At 59.6% G+C, this 22,524-nt stretch carries 17 protein-coding genes and 1 pseudogene; 5 read left to right on the plus strand and 13 right to left on the minus strand.

Annotation, left to right across the window (positions count from 1 at the left end; genetic code table 11):
• Nucleotides 1-420: 420 nt before the first annotated feature.
• The 5 genes from QMF22_RS05565 to QMF22_RS05585 form a co-directional block, all read right to left on the minus strand.
• The gene (locus QMF22_RS05565; protein ID WP_283451217.1) at nucleotides 421-1,290 is read right to left on the minus strand and encodes a glycosyltransferase family 2 protein; all 870 of its coding nucleotides are present in this window, start codon (nucleotides 1,288-1,290) and stop codon (nucleotides 421-423) included.
• A 594-nt stretch (nucleotides 1,291-1,884) separates the two neighbouring features.
• Entirely contained in the window at nucleotides 1,885-4,152 is a 2,268-nt protein-coding gene (locus QMF22_RS05570; protein WP_283451219.1) for a putative transposase, read from the minus strand.
• A gap of 269 nt (nucleotides 4,153-4,421) precedes the next feature.
• Nucleotides 4,422-5,498: a glycosyltransferase family 4 protein gene (locus QMF22_RS17360; protein WP_349357075.1), complete on the minus strand. Its 1,077-nt coding sequence runs from the start codon at nucleotides 5,496-5,498 to the stop codon at nucleotides 4,422-4,424.
• 192 nt (nucleotides 5,499-5,690) lie between these two features.
• Nucleotides 5,691-6,704: a UDP-glucose 4-epimerase GalE gene (gene galE / locus QMF22_RS05580; RefSeq protein WP_283451223.1), complete on the minus strand. Its 1,014-nt coding sequence runs from the start codon at nucleotides 6,702-6,704 to the stop codon at nucleotides 5,691-5,693.
• Between the two features lie 298 nt (nucleotides 6,705-7,002).
• Nucleotides 7,003-7,644: a glycosyltransferase gene (locus QMF22_RS05585; RefSeq protein ID WP_283451225.1), complete on the minus strand. Its 642-nt coding sequence runs from the start codon at nucleotides 7,642-7,644 to the stop codon at nucleotides 7,003-7,005.
• Nucleotides 7,645-8,608: 964 nt separating this feature from the next.
• Between QMF22_RS05585 and QMF22_RS05590 the strand changes: the two genes are divergently transcribed.
• The 3 genes from QMF22_RS05590 (at nucleotide 8,609) to QMF22_RS05600 (ending at nucleotide 12,083) form a co-directional block, all read left to right on the plus strand.
• Nucleotides 8,609-8,782, plus strand: coding sequence for a hypothetical protein (locus QMF22_RS05590; RefSeq protein ID WP_283451227.1), 174 nt, complete (start codon nucleotides 8,609-8,611; stop codon nucleotides 8,780-8,782).
• Nucleotides 8,783-9,724: 942 nt separating this feature from the next.
• Complete coding sequence (locus QMF22_RS05595) at nucleotides 9,725-10,807, plus strand: glycosyltransferase (protein ID WP_283451650.1); 1,083 nt, start codon at nucleotides 9,725-9,727, stop codon at nucleotides 10,805-10,807.
• Entirely contained in the window at nucleotides 10,800-12,083 is a 1,284-nt protein-coding gene (locus tag QMF22_RS05600) for an oligosaccharide flippase family protein (protein ID WP_283451229.1), read from the plus strand. The genes QMF22_RS05595 and QMF22_RS05600 overlap by 8 nt, the downstream gene beginning before the upstream one ends.
• 308 nt (nucleotides 12,084-12,391) lie before the next feature.
• Here the strand turns inward: QMF22_RS05600 and QMF22_RS05605 are convergent, their stop codons facing one another.
• The 3 genes from QMF22_RS05605 to QMF22_RS17455 all read right to left on the minus strand — a co-directional run bounded on the left by QMF22_RS05605 (nucleotide 12,392) and on the right by QMF22_RS17455 (nucleotide 15,640).
• Nucleotides 12,392-13,861 carry a sugar transferase gene (locus tag QMF22_RS05605; protein WP_283451231.1) on the minus strand — a complete coding sequence of 490 codons (1,470 nt, stop codon included), beginning with the start codon at nucleotides 13,859-13,861 and terminating at the stop codon, nucleotides 12,392-12,394.
• A gap of 169 nt (nucleotides 13,862-14,030) precedes the next feature.
• Entirely contained in the window at nucleotides 14,031-14,528 is a 498-nt protein-coding gene (locus tag QMF22_RS05610) for a hypothetical protein (protein WP_283451233.1), read from the minus strand.
• Between the two features lie 134 nt (nucleotides 14,529-14,662).
• A complete protein-coding gene (locus tag QMF22_RS17455; RefSeq protein ID WP_502846908.1) occupies nucleotides 14,663-15,640 on the minus strand; it encodes an FCD domain-containing protein in 978 nt (325 codons plus the stop codon).
• Between the two features lie 13 nt (nucleotides 15,641-15,653).
• On the opposite strand from QMF22_RS17455, the pseudogene QMF22_RS05620 reads away from it, so the two are divergent.
• Nucleotides 15,654-16,037, plus strand: a pseudogene (locus tag QMF22_RS05620) (NAD-dependent epimerase/dehydratase family protein); the annotation flags it as partial.
• Between the two features lie 175 nt (nucleotides 16,038-16,212).
• Nucleotides 16,213-17,088, plus strand: a complete 876-nt coding sequence (locus QMF22_RS05625) for a hypothetical protein (protein WP_283451237.1) — start codon at nucleotides 16,213-16,215, stop codon at nucleotides 17,086-17,088.
• Nucleotides 17,089-17,258: 170 nt separating this feature from the next.
• Here QMF22_RS05625 and QMF22_RS05630 read toward each other — a convergent pair whose 3' ends face one another.
• The 5 genes from QMF22_RS05630 to QMF22_RS05650 form a co-directional block, all read right to left on the minus strand.
• Complete coding sequence (locus QMF22_RS05630; protein WP_283451238.1) at nucleotides 17,259-18,233, minus strand: serine hydrolase domain-containing protein; 975 nt, start codon at nucleotides 18,231-18,233, stop codon at nucleotides 17,259-17,261.
• Between the two features lie 52 nt (nucleotides 18,234-18,285).
• Nucleotides 18,286-19,209 (minus strand): carbohydrate ABC transporter permease, encoded by a 924-nt coding sequence (locus tag QMF22_RS05635; protein ID WP_283451240.1) that lies wholly within the window; start codon nucleotides 19,207-19,209, stop codon nucleotides 18,286-18,288.
• Nucleotides 19,209-20,171, minus strand: coding sequence for a carbohydrate ABC transporter permease (locus QMF22_RS05640; RefSeq protein ID WP_283451242.1), 963 nt, complete (start codon nucleotides 20,169-20,171; stop codon nucleotides 19,209-19,211). Before QMF22_RS05640 ends, QMF22_RS05635 begins: the two co-directional genes overlap by 1 nt.
• 67 nt (nucleotides 20,172-20,238) lie before the next feature.
• Complete coding sequence (locus QMF22_RS05645; protein WP_283451244.1) at nucleotides 20,239-21,519, minus strand: ABC transporter substrate-binding protein; 1,281 nt, start codon at nucleotides 21,517-21,519, stop codon at nucleotides 20,239-20,241.
• Nucleotides 21,516-22,439, minus strand: a complete 924-nt coding sequence (locus tag QMF22_RS05650; protein WP_283451247.1) for an N-acetylmuramic acid 6-phosphate etherase — start codon at nucleotides 22,437-22,439, stop codon at nucleotides 21,516-21,518. Before QMF22_RS05650 ends, QMF22_RS05645 begins: the two co-directional genes overlap by 4 nt.
• Between the last annotated feature and the right edge of the window lie 85 nt (nucleotides 22,440-22,524).

The following is a 22,524-nucleotide window of genomic DNA, read 5'->3' on the forward strand; positions in this document are numbered from 1 at the left end:
TGCCTGAGCTATCAACGTATCTTAGGACCGTGACATCCGCATTCTTGTGGCGGTGCTTGACGTCGGCGACAAAGTTGCGCCCAAAGGTGCTGGTGTCGTTTGGAAATACAAAATGAGTGACCGTCAAGGGTGCCGCTCGCATAACGCTGTTGCGCCCTCGAGAAAGGCCCCTTGGAGAAACTGTATGGAAAACGTGCAGCGAACCTTCAGAGTTTTCAATCCTGCGCCGAACGGATGCATCTAACGACTGGTCGCAGACTCCTAAGGTGAAATTTCCGTCAGTCTGTTGTTTCAAGGAATTCACGAGATCTTCAAGGTGGTCTGAATTTCCTATGCTGGAAAGGACGAAGCACAAATGCATTTCACCCGCCGCAAGATTACTAATCCGCTTTAGTGGACGTCCGGGGTTCGTGGGGCTCACTATATGACCCAAGTGCGTTGCCGAAGGGTGCCAACAATCCGCCCAGATAAGTTTGCAATTCTGGAAATGAATTTGCGTCCATAGCGGGGTATAAGTATAGCTTGCAAGCCTGATTTGAAAACTGAGAGAAATTCTCTATTCGAATCCCTGATCAAGCGTTTTGCACCCCAAACGGCATGTTTCTTCATCAAGATGGCGTCACTAAGGCCGTACGAATAGGATTGACTCCACAACTCTAAACGCTCCTGCCGAAGCCTGTAATGCACGACGGCAGACGATGCAAATGCCATTGTCCCTCCGTGGTACTGAGCGCGCCAACAAAAGTCGATATCCTGGCCGCGAGCCAACTCGGTGTCGAAGCCGTCAATGGCGACGAGTACATCGCGATGAACACCCAAATTGCACGTTGGATTGAAAGGCAGATGATTGAATTTTGTGCGCAACGCGTCGCTTTGACCCCCACTCCAAGCTGCATCGACCCGGTGATTGAGGCGCTCGTACTCTAAACGGCCTCCGACCAAGGACGATGTCCCAAGTGCCGCCATCAAGGATGAAACCCACATCGGCGCGACTTCGTCATCAGCATCGCAGAATAGAACACTGGGTGCAGTGGCGTGCTTCCAGCCCACATTCCGTGCGTGGCTCGCACCCGCACGCTCGCTTGAATCAACAACTTTTAGGCTCCAGTTGGCAGGCAGGGCCACGACATCTAAATTGCTTTCATCGAGGTTGCCATAATTGTCACTTAGAATAATCTCAACGGAGCCCCGAAAGTCTTGCTGAGAGAGGGCTATGAGTTGTTTTTTTAAGTAGAGAATTTCCGCTCCACAAGGGATTACGACCGAGACGTTTGGATTTACACCTGTCACTATTATGTCTCCTTGCGGGTGAAGTGCATTATGGTTCCTGCCGTAGAACTGTGTGAGGGACGGGTGCTTGGGGCCGGACAGATATTTCGCAGGTGTTGTCACTCAGCAATCGGACCTGCCAATGGTCGACGAATTTAGGAAGTGACCCATTGTCCTAGAAAAGCGTATGTACTCTCCAAAATAGAGTACCGCAGTGTTGAAGGCTGCATGCTAGCAACAGATACGGACCGGGGACTCCTGCTTACAAGATGATCGGCGCGTTTCTACCTTTAGATTATGTCAATTTGTTCGACGGCCCCATTTGTCGCAGGCGACAGTCCTTCCACATTCATTAGGTCACAGGTAATGGTCTAGCATGGCGGATAGTCGTAACTGGTACGGGTAGTCCACGTTGTTGGTACCGCTATTCCGGGGAGATGCAATTGGCAGGGATGGCGATGTGGCCAACCCGGTCAAACCGTCGCGATGAAGCTCCGGGCATGACTTCGTGCAGTCCTTCGCGGTCTTCGGTTCGTCGTTGCGCGGGCGCTGACGGCACCACCCGGTTCCGGGGGTCCTGACATGGGGGCTTGATGCGATATTTTCTGGCGTAACTCAGAGCCGGTCTTTGATCGCATATTGCAGGATCAGGTCGGTGCCCGGATAGTGGGTTTCGGTGTCGGTGAGGCTCGTGCAGAGCTCACGGACGGCCGCGGTTTCGCGTGGGGTCGGCATCGGATCCAGGGTGATGCGGAGGATGCCGGGCTGGGTGGGATCGATGTCGCCGGGCTGCTTAAGGATCTGCCGAACGAGGTTGTGGGCCTCGCGGTCGGCGCGCTGGAAACCGGTGTTGGTGCGGATCTCTCGGGCCAGGGTGACGGCGGTGTTGAAGGCGGCCATTCGGATGATGTGGGTGAAGCGCTTCATCTCCTGATCCAGAACCTGCTGCCCGGGCCGGCTCTCACCGAGCGGAACCCGTGCGAGTAGCTGCCGGTAGGTGTCTTCGGCCGCGGCAACCGTGGTTTCGGCGGCATGCAGGGGTGCGTGGATGTCATTGTGCATCTGGTTCGTGATCGTTATGCCCTGGGTGCCTGGTGTCGGGGTGTTGATCGCGAGCATGGCGGCCGTCACGGTTCCGGCGACGGCGTCGCGGTAGTTGCGGGCGTTGTCCTGCACGAGTTTGGCTTTCGCCTTGGCGGGATTGGGCACGAGACGTGTCGCGTCGTCGTCACTGCTGGCGTGGGAATCGTGGGCATCGAGCGCGAAGCGTTCCCGGCCGAATCGGAAGTAGTTCTCTTGGCGCCACCGGGCGGCCATCCGGAACACGACCTCAGCGGTGCCCATGGTTTTCTGGGTGTCCAGGGTGGTGAGGATGTGGATCTGACGCGTACCCGTTCTCGTAGTGAACGGGACAATCTGGGACACCTGCCGCATGCTGAAGGTGTCACCGGTTTTCGCGCTGAGGAGCACGTCAACCTCGGTGTCGGCGACCCGGTCCCAGGTGTGGGTGGTTCCCTGCTCGTCAACATAGGTTTCCGCGTGGAACAGGGTTCCGTCAACGTCGCCGGTGGTGCCCTTGCGCCAGGTCAACACGTCGAACCCTGCCTTGTGCAGGTGGGCGAACATCGTCGGGGACCAGCCGCCGCGGTCAAACCCGACCAGCATGCGTCGGTCGTCGCCGATCATCGCCCGCAGCTTCGGGACCAGGGCTTTGAGTTCGGAGACGAGGGAGGCGCTGGGCTGGGCCATGACCATGAACAACGGGTCCCCATTCGCCGCAGAAACCCAGGTTTCCTCGGTGGCGGGGACGGGCATCTTCAACCGGGTCGAATGCAGCCGGCCGATTTTCTTCCCACCCTCGTAAGCCCGAGTATGTCCGTCGACGTAAAGGATTCCGAGCATTGTGGTGCCGGCGTTCTTGTCGGCCGCGAACTGTTCGAATGCGATCAGCGACATGAGCTCGGGGACTTTGCCGGTGTCCACCAGGCCCTGATATTGCCGGCGGATGGTTTTCACCTCCGGGGAGCGGTCCATCCCCAGGACCCGTCCGAACGCGCTCGGGTTCAGCCGGGTGGCGCCTTCCGCCCGGGGTTCTCCGACCAGGGTGCGCAGCACACCCTCCAGCAGCAGGGTGTTCAGCCCATAAACCCGGTTCGATAGTCCAGTGAATACCTTCGGGGCGCAGCGCAGCAGCAGGGTCGTTTCCAATGCGGGGAGCGCGAAGAACATGCCCGCGAGCGGGACGCGTGCCGCTGGCGCGAAGACCGGCGGCACCTCTGTCAGCGACCCGACCGATGCTGCCAAACGTTCGGCGGTGCGATCCGTCGGGGCCGGCAGAACGGGTAACTCTTCCGGCACGGACATGGCGAACAGCGCGGGTTCCACCGGTTCGATGGCGGCGGGCGCGACCGCCGGGGTTCCGGCGCCTTCGGCGGCGCGCGTCAGGGTGAGGGCGCGGCGGACGCTGAATTCCGAGACGCCAACCTGCGTGCCGATGCGCCGGTTGGATAGCCCGGTCTTCTTCTTTAACTCCTGGATATGCGTGATGACCGTGGCGGTGAGTTTGGAGCCGCCTTTCGGGCCGGGTTTGTCGCTGGACAACGCCGCGAAACCCTCACTATTGAGGGTGCGGTGCCACTTCCACACGGTGTCTTCATGGACCCCGAACGCCGCAGCGATCTCGGCAATCTTCGCGGTTTTCATGTCCCACAACTTCACCGCCACAAAGCGTCGCATCGCATGCTCGCCGGCGTCCCATACATAGACCAACATACCGTGCAGGAACACCTGCCCGCCGCCGTCGTCCTCGACCAGGTCAACAGCAGCACCAATGTGCTTGGCGTTAGATACCGGAGCGAACGGGAGGGGAAGTTGGGCCGTCATCGAATCCATCTTCCACCCCCAGCTAAAACACGTGTTTGTATAACATGATTCTATCGCAAATTGGGCAAAATTAACAGCACAGATCAAACAAAAACCGCATGAATCCGCGAAACCGCAACACGGCCCAACCGCCCATGTCCAGACCCCTGGACCCCGCTTAAGACCTCGGCTCCATCATCGAAGTGAGTAGAGCGAACGCAATTTGGGCAACTCGACATTGTCGACGCATCGTCCAAGACTATTTGCGGGCCGCAGCCCCAATATCTGCGTCAAAGTAAGGTTTGGTCAGCAATGGCATTTTCAATCACTTTGACGGTGGTCGACCAAGAGAATCTTTCAGTCGCATATGAGCTGCGCTCTTCTGGCGTACCTGTACCAGCGGAGGGAGCATGAATAAGCAGGCTCAGCGCTCTAACCAATGCCGAAGTATCAGCTAGAGAGAAGTACTCTGCATGCTGCCCGCACACCCAACGGAGTACTGGAATTTCGGAGACGAGAAGATCTGCCCCACAGGCGAGTGCCTCTATCGCCGGAAGACCAAATCCTTCATCAATTGAAGGAAAGACCACCAATCGCGCTTGGGCATAAAGCATCGCTAGAATTTCGTCCGAGACGTACCCAAGATGACGGACACCCGTTTCGATAAGGGTGGCACTCGTGTCGAACGCGCTTGATGCCCCGGCTCCCACCAAAATCAAGGGAAATTCAAGCTGTGTCGATGAGGGCAAGCTTCCGTGGGCGCGAATTAGGGCAGATGCATTCTTTCGTGGATCACGACTCCCCACTGAAAGTATGTATTTCTTCGCGGTCAGTCCGAGGTCAAGAAGGCCATCCACACTGCGACCGGGCTTTCGCGAGAAGACGTCAGCCGGAGCATTGGGCGCAACGACTATCTCGCGATCACCGAACCGAGCACGAATGGAATCAGCGACGGGTTGGCTAACGGCTATCAGAAGTGAAGCGCTTCGGAGCTGCGACCGGAAAATAGGAGCATGCGTGCGAACATAGAGAGTAGAAAACCACTCAGGGTGATCCAAGATAAATAGATCATGGACAACTAACATATGTCGTCGCGCTGTCAGCGGCCCCCTGCTGGTCAGCGTTAGCAGCCATTCGCCGCGTAGACGCGGCAGGTAGGCTAACATTAGTGCCCAACCCCAAGTCAGGACTTTCGATTTTCGAATTGTACCTACTGGCGATTTTTCGCGCGTCGCTATTCGCTCCCCTACAAGGAGCCGCTTGGCGACTTCAGTTGCATATCGCTGCTGCCCGGTAACAGTTTGACCGCGAAAGGCTCCGTTGATCAGGACACGTGGCCGTTTCACTAAGCTGGACCAAAAATGCATGCACCCGCATCCCAACACGCACGGCTGCCTCGTGTGAGCGAATAATGTACCTCTTCAACAAGGCTCATGTTTTCTCCTTTGGCTTCAAAATAGGGTTGCGTATCCGCGGATGCTTGTTCCGGGGTGTGTATGGCGCAAAGAGCGTCGACATCTTTTGCCGCGTGTGCGGATCTTGAAGGTCCCACGAAACTATTAATCGTCATATCCACGTGGATTCTGCAACTGCCACCGCCAGACGTCTCGGCACGCGTCATCCAGCGTTCTTTCAGCAACCCACGCCAGTTCTCTCTTAGCTTTCTCCACGTCGGCAAAGGACATGGCCACATCCCCTGATCGTGCAGCAACAATCTCCAGCGGAATATCTCTGCCACTCACTCGAGAAAATGCCTCTATGACCTCAAGTACGCTATAGCCACGGCCCGTACCTAGGTTATATGTCGAGACGCCAGAGCGGAGGTGATCTAGAGCTCGCAGGTGACCGTGGGCAAGATCGACGACGTGGATGTAATCCCTAACACCTGTTCCGTCGGTGGTAGGATACTGCTGGCCATACACCGCGACTTTTTTTCGCAATCCGATTGCGACTTGGCTTACGTAAGGCAGTAAATTACTTGGAGTATTACGAGGGTCTTCACCAATACGCCCGCTGACGTGCGCCCCTATGGGGTTGAAGTAGCGCAGAATTGCTATCTGCAGCTTGGGCTCTGCCAGACTCGCATCCGTCAAGATTTGCTCGATCATAGATTTTGATCGACCGTACGGGCTGGTGATACCGAAACCGACGCCCGCGGTCTCGGATACCGGCAGCTCCTGGGGAATTCCGTACACCGTTGCTGAAGAACTAAAAACAAGTTTATGCACGCCAAATTCAGCCATGACTTGGAGGAGTATTAGCGTTGAGCCGACGTTATTTTGATAGTACCGTATCGGATCGCGCAAAGAGGTGTTGACGGATTTCAGCCCAGCAAAATGAATGACTGCGTCTATGCTCTCTGAAGAAAATACCTCGCGCACGCCGGACAAATCTGCGAGGTTCACGCGATGGAAAACTATGTCGCGCTGAGTTATCGCTTCTACACGGCGAAGGGACTTGACGCTACTATTCGACAGATTGTCGATGACGACGAGTTCATGCCCGGCTTCGATTAATTCTACGGCCGTATGCGAGCCAATGTATCCGGCGCCTCCAGTAAGCAGTATCTTCATTTAGATTATTTCCAATTTGCGTAGTGAACAAGTGAGACTTGGGTTCAATATGAATTTAGGTTTGCAATCGTAATCTGAATTCTTGTGAAAACGCTTCTGTCTGAAATCCCGTTCACGTCGTCCATATGTCCCTCATAAGTTGAACACTTGCCGGATGGATTTCCTCACACACTAATCAAGGTCCGACAGCTGGTGAATAGGTCCTCAATGCATTCGAAAATGCGCGATTTCCCTTGTGCGAGGCGCCTTGGACCCTAATACGGGGTCGGCTGGAGTTGGAAAAGTGATGTGGATTTACTTATCGTGAGAGTTGGGCGTGACTGGGCTCTTGCGCCGCTAAAGTTGTCGGCAATTCTTGCCCCTCGATCCAAGACTTTAGTTCGGCTCGAAAACGCTGCGAATTAAATCTCAAGACGGAAGCCTGGATTTCGTTTCTGTTCAGACTGGCCACGGCCGAAATGGCGTTTGTCAGATCCGCTCCGGAGAAATTGTCGATTTTGAACCCGGAAACCGCCGTGGATACCGATTCCGTGGTCCCTCCACGACGATTCACGATGACGGGGCAGCCGGCAGCCATTGCTTCGACAGGCATGATGCCAAAATCCTCAACCGGAGGAAAGATGAAAGCAAGTGCCCTTTGGTACAAAGCATAAAGCAGTTGGTCGCTTGGGGCTGAGATTATGGTTACCGGCACTGAGGCGTTTTGCGCGCGGTTAACGAGATATCTTGCCAGGGGCCCACTCCCAGCGAGCACAACTGGCAGCCCAACCTGGGCCCCAGCGTCTATTACAAGGTCTAAGGCCTTGTACTCGACGAATCTCGACGCACCCAACAAAAAGGTGTCGGGGAGCCGTTCGAGAAGGTCCTGTTCCGCGGCTGTCACACGGTTTGCCCAGTCTTTTTCCTCTTGAATGTGAGCCACTTCAACTGGTGGATACATGACTCGGGACTCTCTACCCCAGGAACGCTGAATGCGTTCTGAGACAAACTTGCTGTTTGCAGCAAGCGAGCTGGCATCGCGAGCAGCGGCGTGATCTAGCCACCGAAGGGACGGTGAGACCGCCCTTGCCAGGACAGAGTCGCCCCGTGGATCCAGTTCGGGAGCCCAGATGTAACGTGCAGGGGTGTGGACATATACATATTTTCGAGGCGAGTAATATTTATGTCGAAACTGAGCATGATGAGCGAACACGTAAGAACTCACAAGAATCCAGTCGTATTCCGTTGAAGCCCTCCATGATCGCCAAGTCGCGGACATCAGAGGTAACGCGATCGCCTTGAAACTACGAAGGGGCGTCTTAGACATCCAGCTTTCGAATACCCTTGTGTTCTTGAAACGATCTGGTGCATCATTCCAAAGACTGGCTATATCGGAGTCCGGGAACGTCCTGACCATTTGGTCAAGTACGCGTTCAGCGCCGCCCTGTTTTTCGATCCACTCATGGACGATTAGCCCAGTCACTTTAGAGAGTCTCGTATCGTTATCCCGGGCACCAAGCTCATCTTTAGTCGCCTCGTGTTTTCTGTCGACTTTTGGTCCGGACGTACTCGTGCAGGTGCCCCTTGCAGAAACGCTCGGTCGGCTGCAATGACCTACCTGATCGCCTTTGTCTTAGGGTAACACCCATTATGGGGAAAAACCTATATGGGGACTCGGGTTTGGTTTTTGTTGCGGATGATGTGACTAAATGGCTTCTCTGGAAGGGCCTGTTCGACCGTCTTCACTCGCCACTCGGGTGAGCCCCCTTGCCGTCCTGGCGGGAAAATTCAGAACACCAGAGACTCGGAATCCGCTTTCGATTGGATATAGCAAGCTGAGTTGACCCCGGTAGCTTTTCGACTTCGCCCGATTTGGGGGTTGGGCGCTGAGCCTAGGAGGGGTTTGGATTGGGTAGTTTTGAGGGGTGGCACGTATCGGTGTTGATAATGTGGCCGCGGAAGATGAGTCGGTCGACGAGCTCGGCGGCGAGTGGGGGTCGGTGGAGGTGTGGCCCCATTCGTTGAAAGGCGGCGGTGCGTTCCTCGCGGACGCTGGTGATTTAAGAAGAGTGGTTCTGTTCCGCGGAGATTACTTTTGAAGTAGCCGACCGCATCGAGGCAGAGCAGATCGACGGGGCTTTCAATATGCAAATGGTGGCTGATCTGGCACCGGCTCTACGGCCATGAGGACGTTGCCCGGGCGACCGCGATCAACGCCGACAGTCGCCCAGCAAGCGGCTGGGCCGTAGCCCGCACGGATACGGACAAACCTCGCCATGACAATCACGCAGCATGGAGATACCGGAGCAGGTCACGGTTCAGATCGACCGCGGAACTCAAAGTGCCGTGGATGGCGACCAAGCAAGCTGTTGCGCGCTCGATGGGATTGACCGGTTCATGCAGGGCAAAGCGATGCCCAAGAGCATTTTCGGGAGCCAGAGAACGGAATTTGACCGCAGACCGTGGCCCACTTCGAACGCGCAAGCTGGGGAATCGGAGCAGGGATCGACGGTCGATACAACGGTCGGTTCCGGAACTCTTGGATCTACGATGTCAGCCCCGTCGATTTCGAACTGCGATAATCGTCAGAGAAGGCGGCGGTTCAACTGGTCACTTAACCCGCGTCGCCGAACCGACAGCAGGGCAAGCGGTTAGGGGCGGAAAGATGTAGGTCGCTCTATGCCCTCGCCGATTGTTCGTGAAGGCACCATTGTTCCGATTCTCAATCATCGCCCCTATCTTATTTTCGGGTGAAATGACTCGAGAGATTCCTCGGTGCAGTTTGTAAACAAGCCAGATGCTGCGACTGCACGTAATAAGGCCAGCACCGCAAAGCCGGAATCCTCCCAGGGCATTGTGTGCCAAAGTCCGTCAACACCGTCGTTGCATCCTCTGCAAAAAGCAGCCTGTTAGAGATATAATTGAGTGATGGATCCAGGTCGACCAATATTCCTAAGAAAAGTAGGGCACAAAAACTGGACTATTTTTGAAGGGGGCGTCTGGTGACGCGTAGGCTTCGTGTGGCAGTGTGGCGCGAATTTGTGCTTCCAACCTCTGAAACTTTCATAAGAAATCAGGTTGACAGCTGTCACGGCACTGATGTCATACTCTTCGGTTCGAGTGTATCCAAGTCCAACTTGTCAAGAGATTCTGACGTTGTCTTGTACGGCTCGTCTCTCATAGACAGGATTTGCCGCCGGCTCTTCAAGAGCCTCGGTATTTCATCGCGGGTGAAAAAGTTCGCGCAAACGAATGGAATTGATCTTATTCACGCGCATTTCTTGGCGGATGCTGCATTGATCGCCCCGATGGCGAGGCGCCTCGGAATTCCGTTGGTAATTACGCTGCACGGATACGACATAACCGAACGCCGAGTGCGGGCACGAGGTGGGGCATGGTTGTCAAGACGCGAAGCCTTCGCCGTTGGATATGCATCGAAAATTATTTGCGTTTCAGAGTTTATTCAGAGGCGGGCCGTGGCAACGGGTATAGGCGCTTCCAAAACATGTGTGAGATACATCGGCACGCCAATTACCGACTTAGTAGTGAAACAGAAAAGTACTTGGGACATTGTATTTGTAGGTCGGTTGGCAGAGAAAAAGGGAGTGTCCGACCTGCTTGCTGCCCTGCAGCGCCTACCGACGTCTTTGCAGCCGTGTCGTGTCGCGGTTGTTGGGTACGGGGACCTGCGATCCGATCTGGAGATGGTCTCCTCCTCGAGTTTGGCGCAAATTGAATTCCTTGGATCGATGAAGCCAGACGAGATACGCGGGATATTCGCAGAATGCTCGATTTTTGTTGGCCCTTCAAAAGCCGCGGCGAACGGTGATTCCGAGGGGTTCGGAATGGTTTTTCTTGAGGCAGCTCTTGCGCAGCTTCCCGTAATCGCGTATAGGCACGGGGGCGTCCCTGAATCCGTTTTAGAAGACGTGACTGGCTTTCTTTCCGATGAAGGTGATATCCAGGGTCTTTCAGACAATATCAGCCGCCTTCTGAAGCGTCCGGACTTACGAAAGTCATTTGGTAAAGAAGGCCGCCGTAGAGTAGAAGCGGAATTTGATATCAATCGTTTGTCGAAGGAGTTGGAGAGCCTTTACATTGTAGTTGGTGGAGGACATGAGTAGTCTCCTTCGCGGTGTCTCAGTGTCTACCTTCAGTAATCTTTTCCCTCCTCTGGCGGGGCTAATTACGGCGCCTACTTTGGCGCGTGATCTTGGCGTAATCGGCCGAGGAGAGGTAGCGGCGGGCGCGGCACCCCTACTTCTTGCGATTAGTCTCGTAACTTTAGGCATACCGGAGGCATTGACATTTTTTGCTGCTAAGAAGCGGTTGTCAAGGAATCAGATTTGGCCCTCTTTTGGGGTGATGGCCGTATTTGGTTTCAGCGCCACGGTGTTACTATATTTGGTTGCCCCCCTGCTTTCAGCAGGAAATGAAGATGTAATCAAGCTGATACGAATATCCGCATTGACGGTTGTTCCTTCTTTGTTCCTGGCTTCCATGCGGGCGATAGCAATTGGCAACTTGCGCTGGTGGCTTGTTGCAACCGAGCGGATCGTTGGTTCGGCATCACGATTAATTCTCATTCTGTCGCTTAGTTTTGCCAATATCCTGGATATCCAGTCTGCGACAATTGCATTGGCAATAACGCCACTTATGGGCGCCCTGGCATATGTGCCGATGATTGGCACGAAATTACAGTCCGAGTCGACTCTGAGCTTTTACCGGTCGCTTATCCCTTACGGGCTCAAGGTCTGGGTTGGCTCGTTGGCTGGATCATTGCTTTCGCGCCTCGACCAGATCCTCATCCTTCCGTTGGCCGGAGCCGGTGCTTTGGGGATCTATGCAGTTGCCGTAACGGTCGCCGAGTTAACTATGGTATTTAACTCTGCTGTTCGGGATGTCGTTTTTTCTGTCGAGTCAGCGGAATCCAATAATCTACGCATACAGTCGGCTGGCCGTATTTCCACTGTTGTAACCGGCTTTGCGGCCGCTGTAATTTTTGCACTCTCTATTTGGCTAATTCCCGTATTCTTTGGCAGCGCATTCACCTCTTCAATTTCGGTTATTGGAATATTAGCGCTTGGGATCGCCGCGGGAAATCCAGGCTCCGTTGCTGGCGCTGGTTTGAATGCGAGGCAGCGGCCGGACCTTCGCAGCTGGTCGATTTCAGTGGGGCTCGCCGTGAACGTCGTCCTTATTGTTGCGCTCGTACCAGCGCTTGGAGCCGCCGGAGCAGCGTGGGCGACTTTTGGAGGCAATGTCGTAGCAGGAGGGCTCAACCTTCTTTGGATGAAACTTGTCTTTGATATGCCGATTTGGAGCTTTCTCGGTCTTCGTCGACAAGACCTAAGGGTGCTCAGGGATGTGGTGCTGCGGACTGGAATGTTTCGGAAGTAGCTATGCGTGCCAAGTGCCAAGTGGTTCGCTGCATACCTCTTCCGTGTGAACATTCTTTCTTGTGACGTGTCCAGTCAGCCGCCGGGCCGGCTGTTGGGATGATGATGAAGGAAGGCGCAGCGACCGGTGTGGGTTTGGACTGTTTGTGAGAGGCACGCTGACGTGAAGGACGGGCTCTAGCACGAGCCCCCGCGCTCAATAGCGGCCGACGAGATTGGATGGTGGCTCTGGCCACATATACTCGGACTCCGCCGCGGTGAAGTTGGGGCGCAGCAAATTGGCGTCGCAGTGCGACGCGCGGCATCCGTTTAGAAGGAGCCGTCTCGGGCCAGCACAGCCTTTGCCGTGCGCCAGAGAATGACGAGGTCGCCGACGAGGGACCAGTTCTCGACGTAGTAGAGGTCGAGGCGTACGGTTTCGTCCCAGGTGAGGTTGGAGCGCCCACTGACCTGCCAGAGTCCGGTGATGCCGGGCTTGACTAGAAAGCGGCGGTGCACGTGCGACTCGTATTCTCTGACCTCGGTCTCGAGCGGCGGGCGCGGGCCGACGAGTGACATTGATCCGCGCAGCACGTTGAACAGCTGGGGCAGCTCGTCGAGGCTGTAGCTGCGCAGAAACCGGCCGACGCGGGTGACGCGGGGGTCATGCTGCATCTTGAACATGACGGTGTTGCCGACCATGCGGGGAGCGTCTTGCAGGGTGGCCAGGCGAGCCTCGGCATCCACTATCATTGATCGAAATTTAAGCATCTGAAAGCGGTGGCCGTTGTGGCCGACGCGTTGTTGGCGAAACAGCACGCCGCCGGGGCCGCTGAGGCGCACGGCGAGGGCGATGACTGCGAGCACGGGGGAGAGCACCACGATGAGCGCGGCCGAACCAACGATGTCGAAGGCACGCTTGGTGAAGTGGGTGTGGCCTTCGTAGCGAGGGGTTTCGACGTGGATGAGCGGCAGGCCGGAGACGGGGCGGGTGTGGATGCGCGGGCCGCCGACGTCGATGAGGCGCGGCACCATAATGAGGTGGTGGCGGCCGGGCTCGAGGCTCCAACTCAATTCGCGCATGCGGGTGGGGGAGATGTCGTCACTGCTGGTGATGATGACGGTATCAGCGCCGAGCGAATCCAGGGCGGTGTGCACGTCGTCGATGCCGCCCAGCACGGGGATGGTGCTGCCGGGCAGGTGGGGGGTGACGGGGCCCGCCGTGACACACGCGCCGACCACGAGGTAGCCGGCGCCGAGGCGAGTAGACAGTTCGCGGGCGATGTGCGCGGAGGATTCCTCGGTGCCGATCAGAATGACCCGAGAGGTGTATCGGCCGTGGGAGCGCTGGGCGACCAGCCACTGCCGCCACATCCACCGGGAGAACACGAGCACGGCGATGCCGAGGGGGAAGGCGAGCAAAATGTAGCCGCGCGCCACGTCGATCTTGAACAGGTACGCGACGATGGCGAGCAGGCCGAAGAGCCGGATAGAGGCACCGGTGATCAGCTTGTACTCGTCGAATCCGGTACCGAGTACGCGGTCGGTGCGGGTGCCATAAATGCTGAGTGCGGCCATCCAGCTGGCGATGAGGATGACCGATACCGAGGTGTACGAAACGGCCAGGTCGCTGGAGCGCACGGCGAGGTTGGCGCTATCGAAGCCGAACCAGGCGATCTGCACGCCGAAGACCACCCAGATGAGTACGACCACGTCGCTGAGGGTGAGGCGGGCGGAATAGGTGGCGTGCCAGTCCTGGGGTGGCTTGATCCGCTTTGGCGTTCGTGTTGTGTTCGTCAAATGCGGTCACCTCCCCCGAGTGTGTGTGCTTTATGGCAGGTAGCCAGTGCTTCTAATCCTACGGGAGTGGGTTTTCCCCATTGAGGGGTATCGAGGGCTGGTGGGCTCCGTTAAGGCACTCGCGCGTCCGACGTTTTGTCGTTGAGGACTAGTGATAACCCATCGCGCGTCAGGTTGCGGGCACAAGCAGAACCTTGCGAATTCGCTGAGTACCACCCGGATCGATCGCGTAGGTCAGAACTAGGTTGGCAGGCCCCGAGAGCGTCAGCCGGGACACCAGGCTGAATTCCAGTCGGGCGCCTGCTTCCAGCATCAGCGGCTGAGGAGAGTTGACGGTCAGCCGGCGCTTGTCGAGATCGGTCAGTCCTTCTATTCGAACGTCATAGAACGGCAGAGTGCTGTTGTTCATCAGCGTGAAAGTCCCTGCATTGGTGCGCTGAATTGGCCAACTTTGCCGGTTTGCATTGAACATCAAGGAGTCAATACCTTGCTCGTTCGAGTCGGTCACCGCCGTGATAGCGGAGCGCTCCTGGGCGTCCTTCGACCGGCGGGTGGTCGCCAGCGTCAGATAGCCAAAAACAATAGCCACCACCACCGCGCCGACAGCCGCTACAGCGCCCACCCACTGCGCCAAGACGGAGGAAACTTCCAAGTCAATTGCGTGCATTTTCTCGCTCCGGTGACGCGTCGTGTTTGGATAAATTATCGCGCTGAATGGCCGTCACCACGGCCGCATATCGGGGCGTGCCCGAGCAGGGGTTGTTCTAGTTGGTGCCGCTTGTGACTTGGCTCGCCGTGCGACTAGTGGCGTTCCACCACGACAACGCCTTGCAAGACGCGGCGGCATGTACGCAACGGGGCTGCTCGCCTGGTTCCTGTTCTTTGGCGGCGAGCGGGAGGACTTCGTGTTGTCAAGCACGGTTGCTCAGCGGTTGGAGGCCTCATCGCGATCGCGGGCACCCAGAGCAACCAACCGGTCCTGCACGGACCGAATGTGTGCCCGGGAGGCGCGGCAGGCGGCCTCCTCATCTCCGGCCGCGATGGCGTCGACGATTTTTCTTTGTGCTCTTTGATCGAGGAACGATGCCGCGAACGGGGGAGCAGGCGGTCTTTGCGGCTGTACTCGATGATCTCGCTCACGCGATCGAGGAGGCGCAGCAAGAGCGGGATGTAGGCGTACTGCGCGATGGCGCGGTGAAATTGCCGGTCGAGTTTGGCGAACTCGGTGATGCTCAGATCCATGCTCATCTCGGCAATGAGTTGCTGCAATTGCACGACGTCGAGCCGGGTCGCGCGCCGCGCCGCCCGGGCCGCCACCGGGGTTCGATACAGGCGCGCACGTCCATCATGTCGATCAGCTCGGACTGGTCGACGTCGAGCCTGACGCCAGAACGTTGCCCTTGGGAGTGTTGCCCGGCCCCAGCACGACGGTTCCGCGGTCGGGTGCCCAATATCTTCAACGGCCTCATGAAGGCGACGTCCATTCTGAGCATCATCGGTGTGGCCGAAGTCTTTCTGGTGGCGCAGGCCATCAGCTCGGCCACGTTCCGCACGTTTGAGATCTTCATCGTCACCGCCATCTACTACCTGGCGTTGACCACCATCTGGACCTTCATCCAGGCCGGGATCGAACGCAAGCTCAACGCCCAGGTGGGCATCGTCGACCAAATGAGTTTCGTGCAGCGTCTCACCCGAACCAAACAGACACGAGCGACAATCACGCAAAGGACTCAAAATGCTTGAGACCACCAGTACGCCGGCGCCGCCCCTGGTTTCCATGCGTCACTTCAGTCGCAGCTTCGGTGACGCCGAGGCGGCGGGCGCCGCCTCGGTGACGAACTGGGGAACCGGCACGCCACGGCGGGAGTTTCTGCATGTCGACGACATGGCATCCGCTTGCCTGCATCTGCTGGAGCACTACGACGGGCCGGAACAGGTGAACGTGGGCACCGGGCGCGATGTGACGATTCGCGAGATTGCGGAGGCCATTGCCGAGGTGGTCGGGTTCACTGGCGCTACCCAGTGGGATGCGTCGAAGCCCGACGGCACCCCGCAGAAGCTGCTCGACGTGTCGAAGCTGGCTGCGGCCGGGTGGACCTCGTCGATTGGGCTCGAAGACCGGCTGCGCTCGACGGTGGAGTGGTACCGGGCGCAGGCGGGGGCGTTGCGGGAGTAGCCGCATTTCGTAGGCATGGGGCGCCGCATCGGCGGACGGGAGCGTATTTGCGGAGCGCGGGGAGCCGCATCCGCTGTCTGCCGGGCCAGCGGAATGCCGCAGGCCGACCTAGCCGTCGGGGTGGCCGGGAGGTAGGGTTCGGGCAGCTGAACGCACCCGACAGAACGGCGATCTGATGACTCGTGTCTCGCGCAGGTCGAAAGTCGTGGCGCGGGAGAAAGCCGCGGGCGAACCCGCCGAGCTCGATGCCGAGTTGACGAAAGCCGCAGCGAAGCCGACTGACGGCGACCTGCCCGTCTCGGCGCGCGTCGCGCTCTACGGTTCCATCACGCTCGCCCTCGCCGTGCTGGCGGCCATCGGCATTCAGGGTGACGTTCTGGGGCGGCTCATTCGCAATCAATCCCAGCTGTTTCCGTGGGCGATTGTGGTGGTGCTGCTGGGTGGGGCGCTGCCGTTTATCGGCGCGCTCTGGAAACGCACGTTGCTGACTCGCATTGGAGCGGCCCTGGGCGCGGTGTTGTTGTTGATTGGTGTCTCGTGGATGGTCTGGATCGGCGCGGAGAGCCTCGCGCTGCGGGACCAGCCGATCGTCAACCTCACCGCGACGATTGCCGCCGACGGCAGCGTGCGAGTGTCGGCTGACGCCTCGAGCACGTCGCTGAAGGCCAACGAGAAGATGCTGCTCGACGTGAAGACCGTTGACGCCGGGGCGGGCGGAACGACGCTGGATTGGTGCCGAGACTCGCTGGTCAGCAAACACGTTGAGGGCGCCGCCGGGCGGTCGGTCTACTGGGGAGAGACCGGGCCGTCGGCGACGGGAGCTGCAAAGGACTCCATCGAGCTGGTGCTCGACCGCGGCAACGCCCGATACCTGTGCGCGAGGGCCGCGCTGTACCTGAGCCAGGCCCCCGTGGAAGACACCGGATCGATGACCGCGGAGGAGAAGGCGGCCGCCGATGCCCGCTTCAAAAAGGCGCAGGATCGCCTGTCCCGCGATGCCCGCGACGCGGTCGTCATCATCGACCTGTCGTTGCTGCACCGCGCGGAGTAGTGCGGGAGGGCTTCTCGTGCCGGTGCCCAGGCTGGTCGTAGCGAAGGGGGATGTCCGCGGGAGCTGGCCGTTCCGCATCCGTCGTCGGCGGGATAGCCTGTTTTCGCCGGCCTCGTGATGGCCGCCACGGTGAGCGCCCGCCGGCGCTCAGTCTAAAACCCTGCCAAGACTCACCCCTCGTCGCCAATCTCATGGGAGAGCGCGAGGCGGCGCGCCTCGACCGACGTTCCCGCACGGCCCGCGTGCACCCGGTTCGTGAGCAACACCGCATAAGCGCCGGTCGTAGTATCCGCCACGAACGACGTTCCGGTGAACCCGGTGTGGCCGACGAGCGTGGGCGATCTCGCAAACGTCGGTAGGCCAACGCGGAGTCCGTGAGCCTGTGTTCCCGAGGCCTCAGCGGCGGGGTCGGGTGTCGTCAGCAGTGCGAACGCGCGAGAGCTCAACGGCACCTTCCGCGAGGCGATCGCCGTGGCGAGAGCCTCGACATCGTCGAGGGTGCCGAACAGCCCGGTATTGCCGACCGGTCGCCCGATTGAGGCGGCGAGCTCGTCGTGGATCGAGCCTCGAAGTCTTCCGCGCAGCGGCTGATGCTCGGTCGCGACCGCTGCCGCCGGCGAAATCGGTCCCCAGCAGAGCGTCGTCGCCCCGAGAGGTGCCGCCACACGCTCGAGCACGATGCGGTCGAGCGGCTGGGAATGCAGGTTCTCGAGTACGATCCCCAGCACGATGAAACCCAGGCACGAGTACTCGTGAACGGCGCCCGGCGGCGCGAGGGGAGCAACATCGAGTACGTCGGCGAGCACGGTATCTCCGTTGGCTCCCGTGCGCCAGGCCACCGAACCCGCACGCAGCCCTGCCGTGTGGGTGAGCAGATGGTGCGCGGTGACGCCCCCGCGCACGGCGGCAACGTTCACGATCTCGGCGATCGGCTGGTCGAGGCCGAGCAGTCCATCGTCGATGGCGGCGTGCACGGCGATGGCGGTGAACACTTTCGTGAGCGACGCGAGATCGAACAGGTGGTCCTTCGTCAGGGGCTCGGAGCCATCCGTCGTGCCGACCAGCTCGCGGTGCACCTGGCCCGACGGCGTGCGCACGGCGGATGCCAGCGCCGACCACCCCTCGGAGGCGAACGAAGCGGTCACGGGAGAAACCCGGCGGAACATCGTGAGCGATCGCATCCGCTGCCCGCGCTGCTCATTTGCTCATGCCGGAGGTCAGACCGGAGATAATCTGCTTGGTGGCCAGGAGAAACACGATCACCAGGGGAATTGTGGCGATCGTGAGCCCGGCGAAGAGCTGCGGCCAGTCGGTGGAGTATTCGCCGAAGAACCGGGTGAGCCCGACCGGCAGGGTATAGCTGTCCCGGTCACGCATCAGGATCAGGGGGTAGAAGAAATCGTTCCAGATCGGCACAAACCGAAAGACGATAACCGTTGCGAGTGCGGGGCGCACGAGCGGCAGCATAACGCTCCAGAAGGCGCGGAACGGGCCGGCACCGTCGAGCCGGGCCGCCTCTTCCAGCTCCAGCGGAAGCTGGCGAAAGAACACGGCGAGCACGAAGGTGCTGAACGGGATGCCCAGTGCGCCGTAAACGAGAATCAGACTGAAAATGTTACTCGTCATGCGCAGCTGGTCGAGCATGAAGAACAGGGGCAGAATCGCCAAGTGCACCGGCAGCATGAGCCCGGAGAGAAACAGCGCCTCGATCCCGTGAAAGAAGCGACTGCGGGTGCGGGCGAACGCGTAGGCGGCCATCACCGACACCACGGTCGACAGCAGCACCGACCCTACGGTGACCACCACCGAGTTGACGAAGTAGGTCTCGAACGACGCCGTAACCCAGGCCTCCTGGAACGAGGTGAAGTTCAGCGGAATCGGCAGGCCGAGCGGCTCGCTGGCGATCTGCTGCTGGGTGCGCAGGGCATTCGAGACCATGAGCAGCAACGGCCAGATCGCGACGATCGCGTAGCCCCACAGAAAGACGTTCGCGGCAATACGACCGGCGAGCGGACCTTCCTCGCGGTGGTTGCGACCCTTGCGACGGTCGCGATCGCGCGGGGGCTGCGGGGGCGCGGCATCCGCTGTCACGGCCGTCTTCTCGGCGAGTGAGGTTGTCATCAGTACAACTTTCTCTCAGCGCGGCGGATCACGCGGGTGATGCCCACGGAGATCGCGAGAATGAAAATAAACAGAACCGTGGCCAGAGCAGACGAGATACCGACGGAGTTGGGGTTTCCCGATTCGAAGGCGGTGCGATAAAAGAGCAGCATCATCACGTCGGTCGCGCCGGCCGGGCTTCCGGACGAACCGCCGAGAGCGAACGGGATCGCCATCGCCTCCATGGAACCGATGAAGGTCAACACGGTGATGATCCCGATGCTCGGGGTGAGCAGCGGCAGCGTCACGTAGCGAAAACGCTGAAAAGCGGATGCCCCGTCGAGCGAGACCGCCTCGCTGATCTCCTCGGGGATGCCAGCAATCGCAGCGCCGTAGAGCAAAATCGGAAAGCCGAGCCACTGCCAGGCCGTCACGAACACGACCACCCAGATCGCGAGGGTGGGATCGCCGAGCCAGGGCAGTGCGAGGCCTTCAAGACCGACCCCGCGGAGGATCGCGTTGACCGGCCCGAACAGCGGCGAGAGCATGAGCGACCACAGATACCCGATCACCATGGGGCTCACCAGGTAGGGCAGGGCGAAGATGGTCTGAAAGAACCGTTTGCTGCGCTTGCGCTTGTGCAGCAGCGTCGCAATGCCAAGACCGAGCGAATTCTGAAAGATGAACGCGCCAACGAACAGCAGAATGTTGTGCGAGAACCCACCCCAGAGCTCGCTGGCGTACGGCTCACGCGTGAGCAGAGTGATGTAGTTGCCAAACCCGACGAAGTCGTCACGGCTCGTGCCCTGCCACCCGAAGAACGAGTAGCTCAGCGCCGCGAGCATCGGGTAGAGGATCAGCACGCCGAACAGCAGCAGTGCCGGCAACACGAAGACGAGGGTCGACCCGAATCTCATGTGCACGCCGGCGTGACTGGCCGTGCGGACAAGCCGCGGGCGACGCGGCGGGAGGGCGATGGCCATACGAATTCTCCTCAGCAGAAGGGGAAAGGGCGAGCGTGGTCGGGGCCGAAGCCCCCACCACGTGATGTCAGGAGCCGGGAGTGAACCAGGTGGAGATTCCCGCCTGCAGATCCGCGGCGAGCTGCTCCGGTGTCTTCTGACCGAGGAACATGGCCTGGATGTCCGGGCCGAGTACCGCAGTTCCGGTCGGGTCGCCGTAGCGAAAGTCAACCAGCAGCAGGTAGGGAGACGGGTTCGCGAGGTACAGATCGTTCATCTCCTGCATGAGCGGGTCGGAATACTTGACGCCGGCAAGTGGGGAGAACTGCTTGAGCTCATCCCCGACCAGCTGGCCGAATTCCACCGTGGTCATCCAGTTGAGCAGGTCGGTCGCCGGTTCCTGCTTGTCGCTCGCGGCGTTGATGCCGAAGCTGCCGTCGGCGTACGACGGGGTCACCGCCGCGGGCAACACCGAGCCGGGAGCCGGCGGCACCTGGTAGACGCCCCACTCGGTGTCGGGTGCGGAGTCCTGGAACACCTTGAGATCGAACGAACCGCCCGGCCACTGCGCGGCCTGTCCGGCGGTGAACTGCAGCGTGGCATCCGCTACCGCGATGGCGCTCACGTTCGGATCGAAGTACTGCTGCATCTGCTGCACGAGCGCCAGCGACGCGACGTAGTCGGGGTTGGTGAAGTCGGTCGTGCCGGCCTGAACCTCGGCGCCGAACTCGGATCCGCCGTAGCGCGCCGAACCGATCAGGTCGTGGAACATGGGCAGCACCCAGTCTTCGCGGGCGCCGAGCGCCATGGGGGTGATGTCTGCGGCGAGCAGGTCGTCCTGCAACTGAATGAACTCGTCCCAGGTCTTGGGCTCTTCGAGGTCGTTCGCGTCGAAGATGTCCTTGTTGTAGAACATGTGCATGGTTTGGTACGCGAACGGCACGCCGTAGGTGACGCCGTCCTCCCGGCCCTGCGCAGCCTGCAGCACGGTCGGTTCGAACAGATCCAGGCCATCGACGACATCGTCGATCGGCGCGAGCTGGCCGGCCTGGATCGGGCCTTGGGCTCCACCGTAGGCGCGGATCATTGCGACATCGGGGCCGTCCCGCCCGGCGAGACCGGTGGAGAGCAGCTGGTTGTATTCGGTGGCCTGGAAACCTTCGAATTCCACCGTGACGCCGGGGTTGGCGGCTTCGTAGACGTCGAAGATGCGCTCCCAGTCGGCTGAGCTCGCTGCCTGCCAGGACCAGACTTTCAGAGTGGTCGAGTCGCCACCGGCGTCGTTGCCGGCATCCCCCGGCGCGCAGCCGGCGAGCGCGAGTGCGCTGGCCGACAGCCCCGCGACGAGCATGAGTGTTCTCTTCTTCATGACGTTCCTTTCTGTGGTTCTTCGAGTGCGGCGAGGCGGAGTGCCTCGCGTATGTTGTTGTCGCTCGCGCGCAAAAGCTCGCGAGCGTGGGGAACCTTGACCGCGCCGAGATGGCGCACGAGCGCCGTCTTGACCTCGCCGTCGCTCTCTGTCAGCAGATCGGCCGCGGCAGCCAGGCCGAGATCGAGCGCCTGGGCGAGGATGCGTACCGAGCGGTGACGCAGTTTCACGTTGGAGGCGACGAGCGAGACCATGAGGTTGGAGTAGGCCCGACCGCGACGCACCATAACCGCGGTGGAAAAGCCGTTCAGCACGAACTTCGCGGCCGTCCCGGCCTTGAGCCGGGTTGAGCCGGTGAGAATCTCCGGCCCGGTGTCGGCGACGATGACAATGTCGGCGAACACAGCGAGCGGCGATTGCGGGTTGCTCGTGACGAGCGCGGTCGTGATGCCCCGCTCCCGCGCAGACCGCAGCGCGCCCCGAACGTAGGGCGTCGTACCGGAGGCGGTGACGCCGATGGCGACATCGCCCGCGCCGAGAGTCGCCGCGGCGATGGCGCCCTGCTCTTCGGAATCTTCTGATCCCTCGACGGCGCTCAGCAGTGCGTCGCGGCCTCCCGCGATGTGAGCCACGACCCGGCCCGGTTCGAGATCGAAGGTCGGGATGAGCTCGGCTGCGTCGAGTACCGCGAGTCGGCCAGAGGTGCCGGCGCCGAAGTAGGCGATCGTTCCGCCATGGGCGAGGGTGACTTCGCCCGCGTCGACGAGGCGGGCCATTGCCGGCAGTGCCACCCGAACGGCGGCGGCGACCTCCGCGTCGGCGTCGTTCAAGAGACGCAGGATATCGATCGATTCGAGCCGATCGAGGTGCATCGACGCCGGATGGCGACGCTCGGTCCGTGGCAGGTTTGCCGTGTGCATACTGTCCGTTCGCTGAAATGGTAACCGCCGAGCCGAGTCTTCTGCCTGCGGTATGAGAAAAAGTATCAGAACTTTAGTCTGCCCT

Origin of the sequence: Cryobacterium sp. PH31-L1, assembly GCF_030063145.1 — a bacterium.
Taxonomy (GTDB): Bacteria; Actinomycetota; Actinomycetes; order Actinomycetales; family Microbacteriaceae; genus Cryobacterium.

Bases quoted from the DNA above. Each gene is read 5' to 3' on its own strand.
- QMF22_RS05625 (WP_283451237.1), top strand. From the start codon at position 16,213: ATGACTCGTGTCTCGCGCAGGTCGAAAGTCGTGGCGCGGGAGAAAGCC.
- QMF22_RS17455 (WP_502846908.1), bottom strand. From the start codon at position 15,640: ATGGAAACCAGGGGCGGCGCCGGCGTACTGGTGGTCTCAAGCATTTTG.
- QMF22_RS05570 (WP_283451219.1), bottom strand. From the start codon at position 4,152: ATGACGGCCCAACTTCCCCTCCCGTTCGCTCCGGTATCTAACGCCAAG.
- QMF22_RS05610 (WP_283451233.1), bottom strand. From the start codon at position 14,528: ATGCACGCAATTGACTTGGAAGTTTCCTCCGTCTTGGCGCAGTGGGTG.
- QMF22_RS05585 (WP_283451225.1), bottom strand. From the start codon at position 7,644: ATGTATCCACCAGTTGAAGTGGCTCACATTCAAGAGGAAAAAGACTGG.
- QMF22_RS05650 (WP_283451247.1), bottom strand. From the start codon at position 22,439: ATGCACACGGCAAACCTGCCACGGACCGAGCGTCGCCATCCGGCGTCG.
- QMF22_RS17360 (WP_349357075.1), bottom strand. From the start codon at position 5,498: ATGCATTTTTGGTCCAGCTTAGTGAAACGGCCACGTGTCCTGATCAAC.
- QMF22_RS05635 (WP_283451240.1), bottom strand. From the start codon at position 19,209: ATGACAACCTCACTCGCCGAGAAGACGGCCGTGACAGCGGATGCCGCG.
- QMF22_RS05640 (WP_283451242.1), bottom strand. From the start codon at position 20,171: ATGGCCATCGCCCTCCCGCCGCGTCGCCCGCGGCTTGTCCGCACGGCC.
- QMF22_RS05600 (WP_283451229.1), top strand. From the start codon at position 10,800: ATGAGTAGTCTCCTTCGCGGTGTCTCAGTGTCTACCTTCAGTAATCTT.
- QMF22_RS05645 (WP_283451244.1), bottom strand. From the start codon at position 21,519: ATGAAGAAGAGAACACTCATGCTCGTCGCGGGGCTGTCGGCCAGCGCA.
- galE (WP_283451223.1), bottom strand. From the start codon at position 6,704: ATGAAGATACTGCTTACTGGAGGCGCCGGATACATTGGCTCGCATACG.